Genomic DNA, 18,004 nt, shown 5'->3' with positions numbered 1-18,004 from the left:
GCATCTGGTGGATGCCTTGGCACTGAGAGGCGATGAAGGACGTAGCACGTTGCGATAAGTCACGGGGAGCCGCGAGCAGGCTTTGATCCGTGAATTTCCGAATGGGGAAACCCACCGCTTAACGCGGTATCCCACACTGAATCCATAGGTGTGGGAAGCGAACCCGGCGAACTGAAACATCTAAGTAGCCGGAGGAAAGGACATCAACCGAGACTCCGCTAGTAGTGGCGAGCGAACGCGGACCAGGCCAGTCATTCGATCTACATAACCGGAACCGTCTGGAAAGTCGGACCACAGTGGGTGATAGTCCCGTATGGATAAACCGGATCGAATGCTCGAGTAGGGCGGGGCACGTGAAACCCTGTCTGAACATGGGGGGACCACCCTCCAAGCCTAAGTACTCCTCAGTGACCGATAGTGCACCAGTACCGTGAGGGAAAGGTGAAAAGCACCCCGACAAGGGGAGTGAAACAGTTCCTGAAACCGGATGCCTACAAGCAGTCGGAGCCTCTTCATGGGGTGACGGCGTACCTTTTGTATAATGGGTCAGCGACTTAGAGTATGCAGCGAGCTTAAGCCGGTAGGTGGAGGCGCAGCGAAAGCGAGTCTGAATAGGGCGACCGAGTTGCATGCTTTAGACCCGAAACCTGATGATCTAGCCATGGGCAGGTTGAAGGTGCGGTAACACGCACTGGAGGACCGAACTCACGCCTGTTGAAAAAGTCGGAGATGACCTGTGGCTAGGGGTGAAAGGCCAATCAAATCAGGAAATAGCTGGTTCTCCGCGAAAGCTATTTAGGTAGCGCGTCGGATATCACCTGCGGGGGTAGAGCACTGGATGGGCTAGGGGGGCGCGAGCCTTACCAAACCTAACCAAACTCCGAATACCGCAGAGTGCAGTCCGGCAGACAGACGGTGGGTGCTAAGGTCCATCGTCGAGAGGGAAACAGCCCAGACCGCCAGCTAAGGTCCCCAAATCACGGCTAAGTGGGAAAGGATGTGGGAAGGCCATGACAACCAGGAGGTTGGCTTAGAAGCAGCCATCCTTTAAAGAAAGCGTAATAGCTCACTGGTCTAGTTAAGCCGGCCTGCGCCGAAAATGTATCGGGGCTCAAGCCGTGTACCGAAGCTGCGGATGTGATCTTTCAGATCACGTGGTAGCGGAGCGTTCCGTAAGCCTGCGAAGGGTGTCCGTGAGGCCGCCTGGAGGTATCGGAAGTGAGAATGCTGACATGAGTAGCGACAAACAGTGTGAGAAACACTGTCGCCGAAAGTCCAAGGGTTCCTGCGCAAGGTTAATCCACGCAGGGTGAGCCGGCCCCTAAGGCGAGGCCGAAAGGCGTAGTCGATGGGAACCACGTTAATAGTCGTGGGCCTGGCGGAGGTGACGGATTGGAAAGCGTGTATGTCCTTATCGGATTGGACATGCTGTGGACCGGTTCCAGGAAACAGCCCCGCCGTATAGACCGTACCCCAAACCGACACAGGTGGACTGGTAGAGTATACCCAGGCGCTTGAGAGAATGGTGTTGAAGGAACTCGGCAAATTGCCCTCGTAACTTCGGAAGAAGAGGGCCCCGTTGTGGCGCAAGCCATGGCGGGGGGCACAGACCAGGGGGTAGCGACTGTTTACTAAAAACACAGGGCTCTGCGAAGCCACACAAGGCGACGTATAGGGTCTGACGCCTGCCCGGTGCCGGAAGGTTAAGAGGAGAGGTGCAAGCCTTGAATTGAAGCCCCGGTAAACGGCGGCCGTAACTATAACGGTCCTAAGGTAGCGAAATTCCTTGTCGGGTAAGTTCCGACCTGCACGAATGGCGTAACGACTTCCCCGCTGTCTCCAACACCAACTCAGCGAAATTGAACTCTCCGTGAAGATGCGGAGTTCCCGCGGTCAGACGGAAAGACCCCGTGCACCTTTACTACAGCTTTGCAGTGGTGCTAGGGACTTCATGTGTAGGATAGGTGGGAGGCTTGGAAGCATGGGCGCCAGCTCGTGTGGAGCCATCCTTGAAATACCACCCTTGAAGTCTCTGGCATCTAACCGTGGCCCGTTACCCGGGTCCGGGACCCTGCATGGCGGGTAGTTTGACTGGGGCGGTCGCCTCCCAAAGTGTAACGGAGGCGCGCGATGGTGGGCTCAGAGCGGTCGGAAATCGCTCGTCGAGTGCAATGGCATAAGCCCGCCTGACTGCAAGACTGACAAGTCGAGCAGAGACGAAAGTCGGCCATAGTGATCCGGTGGCTCCACGTGGACGGGCCATCGCTCAACGGATAAAAGGTACGCCGGGGATAACAGGCTGATGACTCCCAAGAGTCCATATCGACGGAGTCGTTTGGCACCTCGATGTCGGCTCATCACATCCTGGGGCTGGAGCAGGTCCCAAGGGTTCGGCTGTTCGCCGATTAAAGTGGTACGTGAGCTGGGTTTAGAACGTCGTGAGACAGTTCGGTCCCTATCTGCCGTGGGTGTCGGAGTTTTGCGAGGATCTGTCCCTAGTACGAGAGGACCGGGATGGACATACCTCTGGTGCACCGGTTGTCACGCCAGTGGCATGGCCGGGTAGCTAAGTATGGACGGGATAACCGCTGAAAGCATCTAAGCGGGAAACCCACCTCTAAACCAGAGCTCCCTTGAGAGCCGTGACAGACCATCACGTCGATAGGAGGCATGTGGACGGGCAGCAATGCTCGAAGCTAAGCCTTACTAATCGCTCGATCGGCTTGATCTCGACACCACAATTCACCGCGCCATGCGCAGCAGCAAGCCTGCTTGAGAGCAGTGCTTGACCAGCGCGCCGCCGTTCGATACATCCTCACCTCACTTGCACTGAACAAGCTTAGCGCTTCGGAGACAGCGTCGGTCTTGAGCCTTGGTGACCTGGTGGTCATGGCGAGGTGTCAAACACCCGATCCCATCCCGAACTCGGCCGTGAAAAGCCTCCGCGCCAATGGTACTGCGTCTTAAGACGTGGGAGAGTAGGTCGCCGCCAGGTCACTCAGGCTCAAGAGACGCTCGATCACAAAGCACAAGCTTGCATCTTCACCGTCCGTCACCCCATATCAAGAACATCCGCGGGGTGGAGCAGCCCGGTAGCTCGTCAGGCTCATAACCTGAAGGCCGCAGGTTCAAATCCTGCCCCCGCAACCAAATCAACAAAAAGCCCGCCTCCGCAAGGAGCGCGGGCTTTTTGCTGTCCGTATTTTCCGGCCGGGAGGGTGTGATGTCCGGCCGCTCCGCTTGTCTAGGAATCCAAGGGTGCCATTGCCGGCCCCGTCCAAGACAAGGACAGTGATGCCGACCATGCTCGATTGCCTGATCGTCGGCGGTGGCCCCGCCGGGTTGACTGCTGCCATCTATCTCGCGCGCTATCGCCGCAAGGCTCTGGTGGTGGACGAGGCGAAGAGCCGCTGCGCCTGGATCCCGACCTCCCACAATCTTGCCGGGTTCACCGGCGGCATCCGCGGCACCGACCTGTTGGCCCGCATCCGAGCCCAGGCCGGAAGCTACGGTGCCTGCATCGAGACGGAGTCGGTGGCGAGGCTGGAGCGGTTGCCCGGCGGTTGCGGCTTTCGTGCCGGTTTGGGCGATGGCCGCGAGATCGACGCCGCTTCCGTGCTGCTCGCCACCGGCGTGATCGACGGCCAGCCACGGGTGCCCCACCTTTACGACGCGATGCAGCGAGGCCTGATTCGCGTCTGTCCGATCTGCGACGGGTATGAGGTGATCGACCGGCGCATCGCCGTCCTCGGGCACGGTGCCCAAGCGGTCGGCGAAGCCCGTTTCATCCGCACCTACAGCCCCTATGTCACCCTGCTGACGCTGGGAGAGCCGATGGCCCTGTCGATTGAGGAGCGCGGTGAACTGGATGCCGCCGGCATCGTGGTGATCGAAGTTCCGGTCGCCACGGTCGTCGCCGGCGAAGACCTGAGCACCCGCCTGACCCTGGAGAGTGGCCGCACCCTCGACTTCGACACGCTCTATTCCGCCCTCGGCATCACCGCCCGCTCGGGCTTGGCGGAGCAGCTCGGCGCCGCCATGGATGAGGATGGCCGCCTGGTCGTCGACCGGCACCAGCGCAGTTCCGTCCTCGGCCTCTATGCCGCCGGGGACGTCGTTTCAACGCTCAACCAGATCGCCGTCGCCATGGGGGAGGCCGCAATGGCCGCCACTGCCATCCACAACGACCTGCGCCATCGGGACTGAACCTGACTCGGCGGTCAATGAACCTCCCGTTCGACGCGGGTCAGCAGATCGGTGAAGAAGGTCACCTCCTCCGGCGTCAGGCCCAGCCTGGCATGGCGGGGAAGGAGCTGGGAAACAGGCCGGCCGCTCTCCCGCCCTTGCAGCACGCCGTCGCGGACCACCAGCGACTCCCGGGCCAGATCGGCCGCGGACTCGTGGCAACGCCCGCACCGCTCCTGGAAGCGTGGCGCCGTGCTGGCTTGGGCGAGCAGCATCTCGTACATCGGCTGAACGAGGTTGTCCGGCAGATGGTGGTTGTGCAGGAAGACCAGCAGATCGTCCTTGTGATGGACACCCTGGAGCTTTCCATCGGTCACGGTCAGGGATCGACGGGCGAAGGGGCCGGCATGGCGATGACAGTCCCCGCAGGTCTGCTCCCAGAACCGGTGAAGATCGGTCGCGTTGCCAAACGATGCCGGCAGAAGACCTGCGAGCAGGAATGCCGCCGCGATTGCTCTTTTCATCTTGCGCCTCCCGGTGGAGTTGCAGGCATGATGGAGGCGGCGTCCGGGCGCGCGCACCCGATCCACCACCAACATCAGCCAAGGCTGACATCATTCCGGCCGGGTTGCGACCCATGCCGACGAGACTGTGCCGTTTGTCACGACCCGCACCCCATGCCCCGCGGTCATTGCGGTTGCGCCATGGGGTCGGCATGTCGTACCCATTTCGCCAGTTGCATCCACACGGATGCCCCCGCTTTGCATGCTTTTTGGGTGTGCGGGCAAGTTGCGAGCAGATGGCGAGCCCATGGCCAAGCGCAAGGTTTTCGACGATTTCGATCCGGCACCGTCCGGTCCCTCCGTCTCCGAGACTCTGCGCGCGACGCGCATGGCGCATGGTTACGACCTGCGCGACGTCGCGACGATGCTGCGCATCCGCTATCCTTACCTGCTGGCGATCGAGGAAGGTCGGTACCAGGAACTGCCGGGCAGCACCTATGCCATCGGCTTCCTGCGCTCCTACGCGGAATGCCTGGGGCTGGACCCGGACATGGTCGTCACCCGCTACAAGGAGGAGGCGGCCGGTACCGTCCGCCGGCAGGAGCTGTATCTGCCGACACCGGCGGCCGAAGGGCGCGCCTCCGGCGGGACTCTGCTGCTCGGCACGCTGGTGCTGGCCGGCATCGTCTATGGCGGCTGGTACTATCTGTCGGCGACCGACCGGTCGGTCGCCGATCTTGTGCCGGTCCTGCCGGACCGTCTGGTCTCGCTGCTGGACGGCGTGCCGGCCAAGCCGGCGGAGCAGGCCCCGGACCAGTCCGCCACCGCGCCGGGGCAGCCCACAGCCGCTCCCGAGGCGCCCGCGCCGGTCATCGCGCCCGCTCCACCTTCGTCGACTCCGGCCGCTCCCGCTGCGGTTCCGCCGTCCGCCGCCACCGCGCCTGCCGCGCCGTCCCCCTCCACCACGTCCCCGTCCACCACGACCCCTGCCGCCGGCAGTCCGCAGGCCGTCGCGTCGGCTCCGTCCGCGGCATTGCCGCCGCCGGGGCAGACTGCCGCGAAAACTCCGGCAGGCTCCGCCCCCGCTGCGACACCCCCGGGGCAAGGCATCGTCAATGTACCGGCCCCGCCGGCGGAGGACGACGACGAAGCCTCGCCGCAGGACCCGACTCCGCTGAATGCCGCGACGGCGCCGCCGGCCGCACCCGCCGCCCCGACGGCGACGGTGCCGGCCAACGGCAAGGTCTACGGCACGTTGAACACCAACGCGAAGCTGATCCTGAAGGCGACGCAGGACAGCTGGCTGCAGGTGCGCGACGGCGGCGACATCGTTTTCACCCGCGTGCTGAAGCCGGGCGACACCTTCCGTGTCCCCGACAAGCCCAACGTGAAGATCCGCACCGGCAATGCCGGCGGGTTGGTGGTGATGGCCGACGGCGGCGAAAGCCCGCCGCTGGGGTCGGTCGGGCAGGTTCTGCGCGACGTCGCCATCGACGCCCATGGGGTGGTGCGGCGCTGACGCGCCGTTCGGGGCGCCGGTTTGGGGCGGCAGCCATGCATCGGCGGCGCCCCACCACCGTCCTCCCTTAAATCCGGGGCCTTGAATCCCGGGCGCCGGAGCGCACTTCTGGCCTGACGCCGGCTGCGCTAGGATGCGGCATCCGGTATTGCTTTTCGCTGTCCAGAGGCTGACCTGAGATGACCGTCCGCGCCTACCGCCAGATCCTTCGCCGCAAATCGCGCCAGATTCGCGTCGGCAACGTGTTGGTCGGCGGCGATGCGCCGATCTCGGTCCAGACCATGACCAACACGCCGACCACCGACGTCAAGGCGACGGTGGAGCAGATCCAGGCTGCCGAGCGGGTGGGGGCGGACATCGTCCGCGTCTCCTGCCCCGACCGTGAGTCGGCACTGGCGCTGAAGGACATCGTCCGGCAGGTGAAGGTGCCGATCGTCGCCGACATCCATTTCCACTACAAGCGCGCCATCGAGGCGGCGGAGAGCGGCGCTGCCTGCCTGCGCATCAACCCCGGCAACATCGGCTCGGCCGAGCGGGTGCGCGAGGTGGTGAAGGCCGCCAAAGACCATGGCTGTTCGATGCGCATCGGCGTCAATGCCGGCTCGCTGGAGCAGGATTTGCTGGAGAAATACGGCGAGCCCTGCCCGGAGGCGATGGTCGAAAGCGCGCTGAACCATGCGAAGATCCTGGAGGACAACGATTTCCGCGAGTTCAAGATCTCGGTGAAGGCATCGGATGCCTTCCTGGCCGTCGCCGCCTATCAGGGCTTGGCGGAGGCCTGCGATTACCCGTTGCACATCGGCATCACCGAGGCGGGCGGCCTGCGCGCCGGGACGGTGAAGTCGTCGATCGGGCTGGGCATGCTGCTGTGGTCGGGGATCGGCGACACGCTGCGCGTCTCGTTGTCGGCCGAACCGGCGGAAGAGGTGCTGGTCGGCTACGACATCCTGAAATCGCTGGGCCTGCGCCGGCGCGGCGTCACCGTGATCTCCTGCCCCAGCTGCGCGCGGCAGAACTTCAACGTCATCAAGACGGTGGAGCTGCTGGAGCAGAAGCTGGCCCACATCACCACGCCGCTGACCCTGTCGGTGATCGGTTGCGTCGTGAACGGACCGGGCGAGGCGCGGGAGACCGACATCGGTCTGACCGGCGGCGGCAACAACACCCATCAGGTCTATCTGTCCGGCGTCACCGACCATCGGCTGAAGGACCAGGACATCGTCCAGCATCTGGTCGGGCTGGTCGAGAAGAAGGCGGCGGAGATCGAGGCGGTGAAGGCCGCGGCAGAGGCTGCCGAAGCCGAAACCACCCGAGAAACCAAGCGAGACGTGGCCCCCGCCGCAGGGTAAGCTGCCCGGAATTCGGGCAGGGACAGCGACCCCAGGCGTGACCACCACCTCCTACCTCGTCATCGGCGCCAGCCACCGGACCTGTTCCGGCGTCGTCCGCGACCGCCTGTCTACCGACGAGGCGGAAGTGGCGGGCATGCTGGACCGGCTGCGCGCCACGGGGGTGGGGCAGGCGGTGTGGCTCAGCACCTGCGACCGGGTGGAGGTGCAGGCCGTCCACGAGCGCCCAAACGAGGCAGCGCTGGCGATCGCCGAGGCGATGGCCGACCGGGCCGGGCTGTCCACCACCGATCTGGCGCCGCAGCTCTACACCCGAACCGGCATCGATGCCGTGCGCCACCTGTTCGCGGTGGCCTGCTCGCTCGACAGCCAGATCGTCGGTGAGCCGCATATCCTAGGCCAGCTGAAGGCCGCCCACCGCAGCGCCGCCGGCGCCGGACTGACCGGGCCGGAGCTGGAGGCGGTGCTGCAGGCCGCCTATGCCGCCGCCAAGCGGGTGCGCAGCGAGACGCCCATCGCGGAGGGCGCCACCTCGCTGGCCGCCGCCGCCATCCAGGTGGCGCGCGACCTGCACGGCGACATCAGGCGCTGCGGTGCCCTGCTGGTGGGGTTGGGCGATATGGGCGCCCTGGTGCTGGAGGGACTGCGCGAGGCCGGGCTGCCGCGGCTGACCGTCGCAGCACCGGTGGACCGGCGGGCGGAAGCCGCGGCTCGACGGCTCGACGGGCATTTCGCCCCCTGGGCCGATCTGGAGACGGCGATGACCGGCGCCGATATCCTGGTGACCGCGGCCGGTCTTGGGCGCTATATCCTCACGGCTCCGATGATGGAGGCGGTGCTGAAGCGCCGCCGGCGCCGGCCGGTCTTCGTGGTCGATGCCGCCATTCCGTCGGACGTCGACCCGGCGGTCGCCGGCATGGACGGCGCCTTCGTCTATGATCTAGGCGATCTGGAGCGGGTGGCGTTGCAGGGCCGCGTCGGGCGCGAGGCGGCGACCCAGGCGGCCTGGATGATCGTGGACGAGGCGGTGGCCGCCTTCGCTCGCGACCGTGCGGAACGCGCCGCGGTGCCTGCCGTGGCGGCGCTACGCACCCATTTCGAGGCGGAGCGTCGGCGCCTGCTGGCCGGGCATGCCGATCTGGACGCGGCGTCGGCGACGCGGCTGTTGGTCAACCGGCTGCTGCACGCCCCGTCGGAGGCGTTGCGGGCACTGGCCGCCGACGGCAGCGGCGAGGGGCTGGCCGAACGGGCCGCGGCCGAACGGCTGATGTTCCGCCTTTTTGGGCTGGACAGGCTGACCGGCGCGGCACTGGAAGAGACTGAACGGGATAAGGACGAGCGACGTGAGCCTGGACGAGAAGTTCGATAAGGTGATGGCCCGGTATGACGAGCTGCGCGACACGCTTGCGGCCGGCCTGACCGAGTCCGGTGACTTCGCCCGGCTGTCCAAGGAATATGCCGACCTCACCCCGATCGCCGAGGCCATCGCGGAGCTGAAGAAGGGCCGTGCCGAGGCCGCCGATCTGGCGGAGATGATCGCCGACGCGGGCGCCGATCCCGAGATGAAGGCGATGGCGGAGGAGGAATTCCACGCCCTGACCAAGCGCATCCCGGAGCTGGAGCGCAAGGTGCAAATCTCGCTTCTGCCCAAGGACGAGGCGGACGAGAAGAATGCCATCCTGGAGGTGCGTGCCGGCACCGGCGGCGACGAGGCCGCCCTGTTCGCCGCCGAGCTGTTCGAGATGTACCGCCGCTATGCCGGCCTGCGTGGCTGGCGCTTCGAGGCGATGGACGTCAGCGAGACCGGCATCGGCGGCTACAAGGAGGCCACCGCCAACATCACCGGCCGCGGCGTGTTCGCCCGGCTGAAATTCGAGTCCGGCGTCCACCGCGTCCAGCGCGTTCCGGCGACCGAGGCGCAAGGCCGCATCCACACCTCCGCCGCCACCGTCGCCGTGCTGCCGGAGGCGGAGGAGGTGGACATCCACATCGACGAGAAGGATCTGCGGATCGACGTGTTCCGCTCCTCCGGCCCCGGCGGCCAGTCGGTCAACACCACCGACAGCGCCGTGCGCATCACCCACCTGCCGACCGGGCTGGTGGTGAGCCAGCAGGACGAGAAGTCGCAGCACAAGAACAAGGCCAAGGCGCTGAAGGTGCTGCGCGCCCGGCTGTACGACATGGAACGCGCCGCCAAGGATGCCGTCCGCGCCGCCGACCGCAAGAACCAGGTCGGCAGCGGCGACCGATCCGAACGCATCCGCACCTACAATTTTCCCCAGGGGCGGGTGACCGACCACCGCATCAACCTGACGCTCTACAAGATCGACAAGGTGATGGCCGGCGAAGCGCTGGACGAACTGGTCGACGCGCTGATCGCCGAGGACGAAGCCGCCCGGCTGGCGGAGTTGGGGTGAAGCTTTAAGCAGGGGCGCCCCAATCTCCCTTTCCCGCCGCAGGCGGGGGAGGGTCGGGGAGGGGGCTGAGCACCTCCCAGATCATGCGCGCCACTCCCTCGGGATTGCTGAGCACATCGGTGTTCCAGAAGCGCATCACCCGCCAGCCAGTATTCTTCATTCGCCGGTCGCGCGCGGCATCATAGGACGACCCGTTATGCTGTCCGCCATCGACTTCGACCACGAGCTTCGCTTCAATGCAGGCGAAGTCGGCGATGTAAGGTGGAATAGGGTGCTGGCGCCGGAAGTACCATCCGCCGATCTGGCGGCGGCGCAGCAGACTCCAGAGCTTGCGCTCGGCGTCGGTGGGAATGCGGCGCATGCCGCGTGCCTGGGTGAGTGCGGTCTTCTTGGCGCGCGGCATGTGGTGTCGGCGATTGCCCCCTCCCTAACCCTCCCCCGCTTCGCGGGAGAGGGAACTTGGCGCAAGTTTGAATGCGTATGTGCGGTTGAGAAAGGTGTAGAATGGTCGCATCCATGAACCTCCGCACCCTGCGCGCGCAGGCAGAGGCGCGGCTGCGCGAGGCCGGGGTTGATACGCCGGAGCTCGACGCCCGCTACCTGCTGGAACATGCGCTGACCCTCACCCGCACCGACTTCGTTACGAAGGCGGAACAAATCATCCCCGACGCCGATGCCGCCCGCGCCTTGGCGCTGGTCGAGCGTCGCGCGGCGCGGGAACCGGTGGGCCGTATCCTGGGGCACCGGGAATTCTGGACCATCGACCTCGCCCTCAATCCGGACACGCTGGAGCCGCGGCCGGACACCGAGACGGTGGTGGAGGCGGTGCTGGCCGCCATCCCCGACCGGAAGGCCCCGTTGCGCCTGATCGATTTCGGAACCGGAACGGGTTGCATTCTGCTGGCGCTGCTGTCGGAACTGCCGAACGCCACCGGTCTCGGCGTCGATCTCAGCCCGTTGGCGGTGGAGGCGGCGGCCGGGAATGCGGAGCGCAACGGGCTGGCGGACCGGGCCCGTTTCCAGACCGGCGATTGGGCCAAGGAGATCGGGGATCGTTTCGATATCGTGGTGTCCAACCCGCCCTACATCCCCAGCGCCGACATCGCCACGCTGGAGCCGGAGGTGCGGGAGCACGACCCGCTTCGTGCGCTGGATGGCGGGCCGGACGGGCTGGAGCCTTACCGCATCCTCGCCGCCGAACTGCCGCGCCTGCTGGTCCCCGGAGGGCTGGCCGCCTTCGAAGTCGGGCAGGGTCAGGCGGAGGACGTGGCGGCGCTGGTCGAGGCGCAGGGCTTGGGCGAGACCGCGATCCTGTGTGACCTTGGTGGGGTAAAGCGTTGCGTCAGGGCACGAAAGGGGCTGTGAGGCGGCCGCTTATCCAAAAAAACGGTTGGATCGGCAGGCTTTGGCGGGTAGTGTGCGGTACACGACCGCGAACCTATGGCCTGCGGAGCAAGAATCTCGGATGGTTTTCTGCCGAGCGCTGACCGCCATGGCCTGCCGCACGCGATGCGGACGCGTCGTTTGAACCCCGTGAGCGACCCATGGAAATCGTCCATGGCGGGCTCGGTGGCCGGGCCGGAAGGCCGGATGGCCGCCGGAGCGTTCCGGGGACTGCACTTCTCTTGCATGGGGCCTTAAGAGCCGAATGAGACAGGGACCGAACTCCAGGCGTTCGCGTGGTCGTGGCAACAGCGGCGGCGGGGGCAGCGGCGGTGGTGGTGGCGGGGGCGGCGGTGCCGGCCGGCGCCAGAACGTTCCGCTGCGTCATCAGACCTTCGACAGCAACGGCCCCGACGTCCGCATCCGCGGCAATGCGTGGCAGGTGCAGGAAAAATATCAGGCGCTGGCCCGCGACGCGATGTCGTCCGGCGACCGCGTGCAGGCGGAAAACTACCTGCAGCATGCGGAGCACTATCTCCGCATCATCAACCAGATCCAGGAATCGGAAAACCGCCAGCGCGGCGGCCAGCCCGGCAACGGGCATGGTCATCAGTCGCAGAGCGCCTCGCATGCCGGCGATGACGACGACCAGGGCGCCGAGGACGAGACCGACGGCGAGGAACGGGCGGCCGTCAACGCCTGAGACGTGACGCTTACCAGACGTGACGCTTATTCGGCCGGCGTGACCGGGTCGCCCACCGCGATCCGGCCGCCGCCTGTCACCCGGGCGCGCAGCAGGATTTGGCTGTGGCCATAGCCGCGCTCCATGATGTTCGGCAGGCTCAGGTCGGCGACGCCGGTGTCCGGGTTCACGTCGTTGCCGGGCGTGCAGTCCAGCGCCTCCACCACCTCCAGCGTCGCGGCACCCACGGTCAGGGTCCGGCCGATCCAGCCGCGTTCCGCCCAGGGATCGATGCCGTCCACCAGCAGGTTGGCCCGCAGGCGCCGGGGATCGACCGGCTGCTTGGCGATCCGCTCTTCCAGATCGTGCAGGCTGGCGAGGTTCAGCAGCGTGACCGACGGCTCTTCGCTGTTGCCGAAGGCGCCGTGCCGCGCCTCGATCAGTCGGGGCATGCCGGGGACGATTCCGGCCAGATAGGCGGCGAAGAACTGTTCCAGCAGCGTGCGGCCCATCGGCTGGTCCAACCGGCCGCGCGACACCTGTCGTCCGCCGCGGCGGATGATCAGCGCCCGCGTCGCCTCGTCGAACTCGGTCTGCAGCGCCGCCAGCTTTTCAGTGCGGTCCAGCGTGAAGAAGTCCGACGGCAGGCGCCAGCCCTCCGTCTCGGTATCCAGGGCTGCCGGGCCGTGCAGCAGGCCGTACCGGCGGTCGAGCGGAATCGCCTGGCCGGCGGTCAGGTCGGTGGCGGGAAGGTCCTGGCCGCTCATGCCCTTGACGGGATAGCGGCGGATGGCGGTCAGTGTGGCGTTCATTGCACTGCACAATGAAAGGGCTGGAGCATCCCTGTCAACCGATGCTGTGCCTGTACCTCACGCTTCGGCTGGGGTAAAGGCCGTCGGAATCGCTCGAACCGCCCGCTCCACCCCTAATCTGGTGCCGTTACCAGCGTTCGGCGACCGGGCGGTGCCCCAGAAATTCCTCCAGCCGCCGTCCGGTGGCCGGCGACAGCCCTGCCGGCAGCTGATCGAGTGGGAAGAATCGGGCCTCCACGATCTCCACCCCGTCCGCCTTCGGGCTGCCGCTCCAGCCCTGCACGACATAAACCGCCACATGGTCGCTCGCGCCGTTGCGGAACCGGGCGTAGATGCCGAAAGGCTGAGCGGGACGGTCGGCGATCAGCCCGACCTCTTCCCGCACCTCGCGCTGCATGGCGTCGGCCAGCGTCTCCCCGCGTCCGACGCCGCCGCCCGGCAGATGCCAGCCATCGACATAGCTGTGCCGGATCAGCAGAACGCGCCTGCCCTCCGGGTCCGACTCGTCGATGATGATCGCCCGCACCCCCATGGTCAGCGGCCGGGCGATCTGGTGCCAGACCCCGCGCAGGGTCCAGGCGAGACGAAGCAGTCGGGCCGTCATGGTCCGTGGCATGGCGTGGTGGGCGGGAACCGGCGAAGGTTTGGTGGTGGGGGCGGTGGTGCGCGTGCTGGTGCTGGAGGCGGCCAAATCGGTCATGATGGAAATCCGGAAGGACCCGTGGACGGCGGGCGGACGGAAGTCTAGCCGGGCCGGGCGCCTGCCGTGTAGGGGGGCAATCGGCGGGGCGGGTGCTACCCCTTTTCCCCGGTCCTAGGCGGTCCGGCGGAGAGGGCCGTGGCAGCGTTTCTCCAACGATACCCTTTCTTCGCCGATGGTCTTGCATGGCTTTCTGCCCTGCCTACATCTTCGGCAGCATCCTTGCGGATCGCACAGGTACGTGGATCGGATTGACCGGGCTGCCTCGCGGACGGTCGACAGGAGAAGGGGAGCATCATGGATTTCGAGCAATACACCGAGCGTAGCCGCGGGTTCATTCAGTCTGCGCAGACCCTGGCCGTGCGCCGTGGGCATCAGCGCCTGACCCCGGAACATCTGCTGAAGACGCTGCTGGACGACAAGGAAGGCCTTGCCGCCAACCTGATCCGTGCGGCGGGCGGCGACCCCAAGGCGGCGCTGTTGGCGGTCGACGCCGAACTGGACAAGCTGCCGAAGGTCGAGGGCAGCGGCGCCGGTCAGCTCTATCTGACGCCCGAACTCTCCCGCGTGTTCGAACAGGCGGAGAAGGTCGCCGAGAAGGCCGGCGACAGCTTCGTCACCGCCGAACGCATCCTGCTGGCACTCGCCATGGCCGACGGCACCCCGTCCGCTAAGGCGCTGAAGTCGGCCGGCGTGACGCCGCAGGCGCTGAACACCGCCATCAACGACATCCGCAAGGGCCGCACCGCCGACAGCGCCAGCGCCGAGCAGGGCTATGACGCGCTGAAGAAGTACGCCCGCGACCTGACCGCCGCGGCGCGCGACGGCAAGCTCGACCCCGTGATCGGCCGCGACGAGGAAATCCGCCGCACCATCCAGGTGCTGGCCCGCCGCACCAAGAACAACCCTGTCCTGATCGGCGAGCCCGGCGTCGGCAAGACCGCCATCGTCGAGGGGCTGGCCCAGCGCATCGTCAAGGGCGACGTGCCGGAAGGCCTGAAGAACAAGCAGCTGCTGTCGCTCGACCTCGGCGCGCTGGTCGCCGGCGCCAAGTATCGCGGCGAGTTCGAGGAGCGGCTGAAGGCGGTGCTGTCGGAAATCCAGGCCGCGGCCGGCGAGATCGTCGTCTTCATCGACGAGCTGCACACGCTGGTCGGCGCCGGCAAGTCCGACGGCGCGATGGACGCCTCCAACATGCTGAAGCCCGCGCTGGCGCGCGGCGAGCTGCATTGCGTCGGCGCCACCACGCTGGACGAATTCCGCAAGTATATCGAGAAGGACGCGGCGCTGGCCCGCCGCTTCCAGCCGGTCTTCGTGTCGGAACCGACGGTGGAGGACACCATCTCCATCCTGCGCGGCCTGAAGGAGCGCTATGAGGTCCACCATGGCGTGCGCATCACCGACAGCGCCATCGTCTCGGCGGCGACCCTGTCCAACCGCTACATCACCGACCGCTTCCTGCCCGACAAGGCCATCGACCTGATCGACGAGGCGGCGAGCCGCCTGCGCATGGCGGTGGACAGCAAGCCGGAGGCCATCGACGAGCTGGACCGCCGCATCATCCAGCTGAAGATCGAGCGCGAGGCGCTGAAGCGCGAGCAGGATGCCGCGTCGCGCGACCGCCTGACCAACCTGGAGCGCGAACTGTCCGATCTGGAGCAGGAATCGGCCGAGCTGACCGCCAAGTGGCAGGCCGAGAAGGACCAGCTGCAGGGCGCGCAGAAGATCAAGGAGGATCTGGAGAAGGCCCGCACCGAACTGGAGACGTCGCAGCGTGACGGCAACTGGGGCCGCGCGGGCGAGCTGGCCTATGGCGTCATTCCGGGCCTGGAGAAGGCCTTGAAGGATGCCGAGGAGCATGCCAGCAGCCGCATGCTGAACGAGGAGGTGCGCGACAGCGACATCGCCGCGGTGGTCAGCCGCTGGACCGGCGTGCCGGTCGACAAGATGCTGGCCGGCGAGCGCGAGAAGCTGCTGGCGATGGAGGAGAAGCTGCGCGGCCGGGTCATCGGCCAGGACGAGGCCATCGTCGCCGTGTCCAACGCCGTGCGCCGGGCACGGGCCGGGTTGCAGGACCCGAACCGTCCGATCGGCTCCTTCCTGTTCCTCGGTCCGACCGGCGTCGGCAAGACCGAGCTGACCAAGGCGCTGGCCGAGTTCCTGTTCGACGACGAGACGGCGATGGTCCGGCTCGACATGTCGGAGTACATGGAGAAGCACTCCGTCGCCCGCATGATCGGCGCGCCTCCGGGCTATGTCGGTTATGAGGAAGGCGGGGCGCTGACCGAGGCGGTGCGCCGCCGGCCCTATCAGGTCGTGCTGTTCGACGAGGTGGAAAAGGCCCACCCCGACGTCTTCAACGTGCTGCTGCAGGTGCTGGACGACGGCCGGCTGACCGACGGGCAGGGTCGCACCGTCGATTTCCGCAACGTCGTCATCATCATGACCTCCAACCTCGGCTCGCAGGCGCTGGCCGAACAGCCGGAGGGCGAGGACAGCGCTGCGGTGCGCGACGAGGTGATGGAAGCCGTCCGTGCCCATTTCCGGCCGGAATTCCTGAACCGCCTGGACGAGATCCTGCTGTTCCACCGGCTCGACCGCCGGCATATGGGCGGCATCGTCAAGATCCAGCTGGGCCGCCTGACGAAGATGCTCGCCGACCGCGAGATCACGCTGACGGTGGACGAGGCCGCGACCGAATGGCTGGCGGAGGCCGGTTACGACCCGGTGTACGGCGCCCGTCCGCTGAAGCGGGTGATCCAGCGCGAGCTGCAGAACCCGATGGCGACCCTGATCCTGGAAGGCCGCATCAAGGATGGCCAGACGGTGGCGGTCGGGGCCGAAGGCGGCTCCCTGACCATCGACGGCCAGCCGGTGAGCGGGCTGGTTCGCAAGGGCTGACGTCTGTGCCGGCCGCATTGCACCGATGAGTGCGATGCAGCTTTGTCGGGTGGCTGAACTGTGCGTATGATCGGCGGAACTGTTTAACATATCGAACAGTTTCCGCCGATCCTTCGCGGACGGCGGGGCAACGCACCCGAACGCCCGAACAGGAAGCCCCGTTCCATGACCGCTCCCGTCAGCACCGCCGGCAATTCCGCCGCCAGCCGCGACAAGGCCTTCGTCCTCCATCCCTACACCAACCTGGATGCCCACGAGACGCAGGGGCCGATGATCATCGAGCGCGGCGAAGGCATCCGCGTCTTCGACGACGGCGGCCGGGATTACATCGAGGGGATGGCCAGCCTGTGGTGCGTCTCGCTCGGCTGGGGTGAGGAGCGGCTGGTCCAGGCGGCGACCAAGCAGATGCGGCAGCTGTCCACCTATCACATCTTCGGTCACAAGTCGCACGAACCCGGCATCGATCTGGCGGAAAAGCTGATCGGGCTGGCGCCGGTGCCGATGTCGAAGGTCTTCTTCGCCAATTCAGGCTCGGAAGCCAACGACACTGCGATCAAGCTGATCTGGTACTACAACAACGCGCTCGGCCGGCCGGAGAAGAAGAAGATCCTCTCGCGCCAGCGCGCCTATCACGGCGTGACGGTGGCGACCGCCAGCCTGACCGGGCTGCCCAACAACCACCGCGACTTCGACCTGCCGATCGCCCGCATCATCCACGGCGACTGCCCGCACCATTACCGCAACGCGCTTGAGGGCGAGAGCGAGGAGGCCTTCGCCACCCGTCTCGCCGAACAGCTGGAGGCGCTGATCCTGGCCGAGGGGCCGGACACCGTCGCCGCCATGTTCGCCGAGCCGGTGATGGGCGCCGGCGGCGTCGTGGTGCCGCCCGCGACCTACTTCGCCAAGATCCAGCCGGTGTTGAAGAAATACGACATCCTGCTGGTCGCCGACGAGGTGATCTGCGGATTCGGCCGCACCGGCAATTTCTGGGGCAGCCAGACCGTGGGCATGCAGCCGGACATCCTGACCTGCGCCAAGCAGCTGTCGTCCGGCTATCTGCCGATCTCCGCCGTCGTGGTGACCGACGCGATCTATCGCGCCTGCGTCGACGAAAGCCGGAAGATCGGCACCTTCGGCCATGGCTACACCTACTCCGCCCATCCGGTGGCGGCGGCGGTGGCGCTGGAAACGCTGAACATCTACGAGGAACGCGACATCGTCGGCCATGTCCGATCGGTCGCCCCGGCCTTCCAGTCGCGGCTGAAGGCGCTGGCGGAGCATCCGCTGGTCGGCGAGGCCCGCGGCATCGGCCTGATCGGCGCGCTGGAACTGGTGGCCGACAAGGCGACCAAGGCCCCGTTCGACCCGCCCGGCCGCGCCGGCGCCCTGGTCAACGGTCTGGCCCAGGACAACGGCCTGATCGTCCGCGCCATGGGTGATTCCATCGCGCTCTGTCCGCCGCTGGTGATCTCGGAGGCGGAGATCCACGAGACCTTCGACCGCCTGACCAAGGCGCTCGACGCTGCGGTGTCCGTGCTGCGGGGGTGAGAGTA

At 66.4% G+C, this 18,004-nt stretch carries 13 protein-coding genes, 1 tRNA gene and 2 rRNA genes (1 of these 16 running past the window's edge); 12 read left to right on the top strand and 4 right to left on the bottom strand.

Annotated elements, in window-relative coordinates; all coding sequences use genetic code 11:
• The 4 genes from ACCD06_RS16160 to ACCD06_RS16145 form a co-directional block, all read left to right on the top strand.
• A 23S ribosomal RNA gene (locus ACCD06_RS16160) occupies positions 1-2,731 on the top strand (it extends 17 nt beyond the left edge of the window).
• A gap of 148 nt (positions 2,732-2,879) precedes the next feature.
• A 5S ribosomal RNA gene (gene rrf, locus ACCD06_RS16155) occupies positions 2,880-2,995 on the top strand.
• Between the two features lie 78 nt (positions 2,996-3,073).
• Positions 3,074-3,150, top strand: a tRNA-Met gene (locus tag ACCD06_RS16150).
• 144 nt (positions 3,151-3,294) lie between these two features.
• Entirely contained in the window at positions 3,295-4,206 is a 912-nt protein-coding gene (locus tag ACCD06_RS16145; RefSeq protein ID WP_413341803.1) for an NAD(P)/FAD-dependent oxidoreductase, read from the top strand.
• A gap of 14 nt (positions 4,207-4,220) precedes the next feature.
• Here ACCD06_RS16145 and ACCD06_RS16140 read toward each other — a convergent pair whose 3' ends face one another.
• A complete protein-coding gene (locus ACCD06_RS16140) occupies positions 4,221-4,709 on the bottom strand; it encodes a hypothetical protein (protein WP_413341801.1) in 489 nt (162 codons plus the stop codon).
• A gap of 286 nt (positions 4,710-4,995) precedes the next feature.
• On the opposite strand from ACCD06_RS16140, the gene ACCD06_RS16135 reads away from it, so the two are divergent.
• From ACCD06_RS16135 to prfA, 4 genes are all read left to right on the top strand, one after another.
• On the top strand, positions 4,996-6,207 hold the full coding sequence (locus ACCD06_RS16135) for a RodZ domain-containing protein (protein WP_413341799.1): 1,212 nt from the start codon (positions 4,996-4,998) through the stop codon (positions 6,205-6,207).
• Positions 6,208-6,386: 179 nt separating this feature from the next.
• Positions 6,387-7,556, top strand: coding sequence for a flavodoxin-dependent (E)-4-hydroxy-3-methylbut-2-enyl-diphosphate synthase (ispG, locus tag ACCD06_RS16130; RefSeq protein WP_413341797.1), 1,170 nt, complete (start codon positions 6,387-6,389; stop codon positions 7,554-7,556).
• Positions 7,557-7,593: 37 nt separating this feature from the next.
• The gene (gene hemA, locus ACCD06_RS16125; RefSeq protein WP_413341795.1) at positions 7,594-8,925 is read left to right on the top strand and encodes a glutamyl-tRNA reductase; all 1,332 of its coding nucleotides are present in this window, start codon (positions 7,594-7,596) and stop codon (positions 8,923-8,925) included.
• Entirely contained in the window at positions 8,900-9,973 is a 1,074-nt protein-coding gene (gene prfA, locus ACCD06_RS16120; RefSeq protein ID WP_136704770.1) for a peptide chain release factor 1, read from the top strand. The genes hemA and prfA overlap by 26 nt, the downstream gene beginning before the upstream one ends.
• A gap of 4 nt (positions 9,974-9,977) precedes the next feature.
• On the opposite strand, the gene ACCD06_RS16115 is transcribed toward prfA, so the two are convergent.
• Positions 9,978-10,376: an endonuclease domain-containing protein gene (locus ACCD06_RS16115; protein ID WP_413341793.1), complete on the bottom strand. Its 399-nt coding sequence runs from the start codon at positions 10,374-10,376 to the stop codon at positions 9,978-9,980.
• Positions 10,377-10,489: 113 nt separating this feature from the next.
• On the opposite strand from ACCD06_RS16115, the gene prmC reads away from it, so the two are divergent.
• Both prmC and ACCD06_RS16105 read left to right on the top strand, forming a co-directional pair.
• Positions 10,490-11,338, top strand: coding sequence for a peptide chain release factor N(5)-glutamine methyltransferase (gene prmC / locus ACCD06_RS16110; protein ID WP_413341791.1), 849 nt, complete (start codon positions 10,490-10,492; stop codon positions 11,336-11,338).
• A gap of 283 nt (positions 11,339-11,621) precedes the next feature.
• Entirely contained in the window at positions 11,622-12,059 is a 438-nt protein-coding gene (locus tag ACCD06_RS16105) for a DUF4167 domain-containing protein (protein ID WP_109076070.1), read from the top strand.
• Positions 12,060-12,085: 26 nt separating this feature from the next.
• Here the strand turns inward: ACCD06_RS16105 and ACCD06_RS16100 are convergent, their stop codons facing one another.
• Together ACCD06_RS16100 and ACCD06_RS16095 are read right to left on the bottom strand one after the other, a co-directional pair.
• Positions 12,086-12,850, bottom strand: a complete 765-nt coding sequence (locus ACCD06_RS16100; protein WP_109076071.1) for an MOSC domain-containing protein — start codon at positions 12,848-12,850, stop codon at positions 12,086-12,088.
• Between the two features lie 127 nt (positions 12,851-12,977).
• A complete protein-coding gene (locus ACCD06_RS16095) occupies positions 12,978-13,550 on the bottom strand; it encodes an NUDIX domain-containing protein (RefSeq protein WP_109076072.1) in 573 nt (190 codons plus the stop codon).
• Positions 13,551-13,847: 297 nt separating this feature from the next.
• Between ACCD06_RS16095 and clpB the strand changes: the two genes are divergently transcribed.
• On the top strand, positions 13,848-16,451 hold the full coding sequence (clpB, locus tag ACCD06_RS16090) for an ATP-dependent chaperone ClpB (RefSeq protein WP_413341788.1): 2,604 nt from the start codon (positions 13,848-13,850) through the stop codon (positions 16,449-16,451).
• A gap of 165 nt (positions 16,452-16,616) precedes the next feature.
• A complete protein-coding gene (locus ACCD06_RS16085) occupies positions 16,617-17,999 on the top strand; it encodes an aspartate aminotransferase family protein (RefSeq protein WP_413341786.1) in 1,383 nt (460 codons plus the stop codon).
• Positions 18,000-18,004: the final 5 nt, after the last annotated feature.

This window comes from Azospirillum sp. CT11-132, from assembly GCF_047302835.1.
Lineage (GTDB): Bacteria > Pseudomonadota > Alphaproteobacteria > Azospirillales > Azospirillaceae > Azospirillum.
This window is presented reverse-complemented; position numbering and strand designations above follow the sequence as displayed.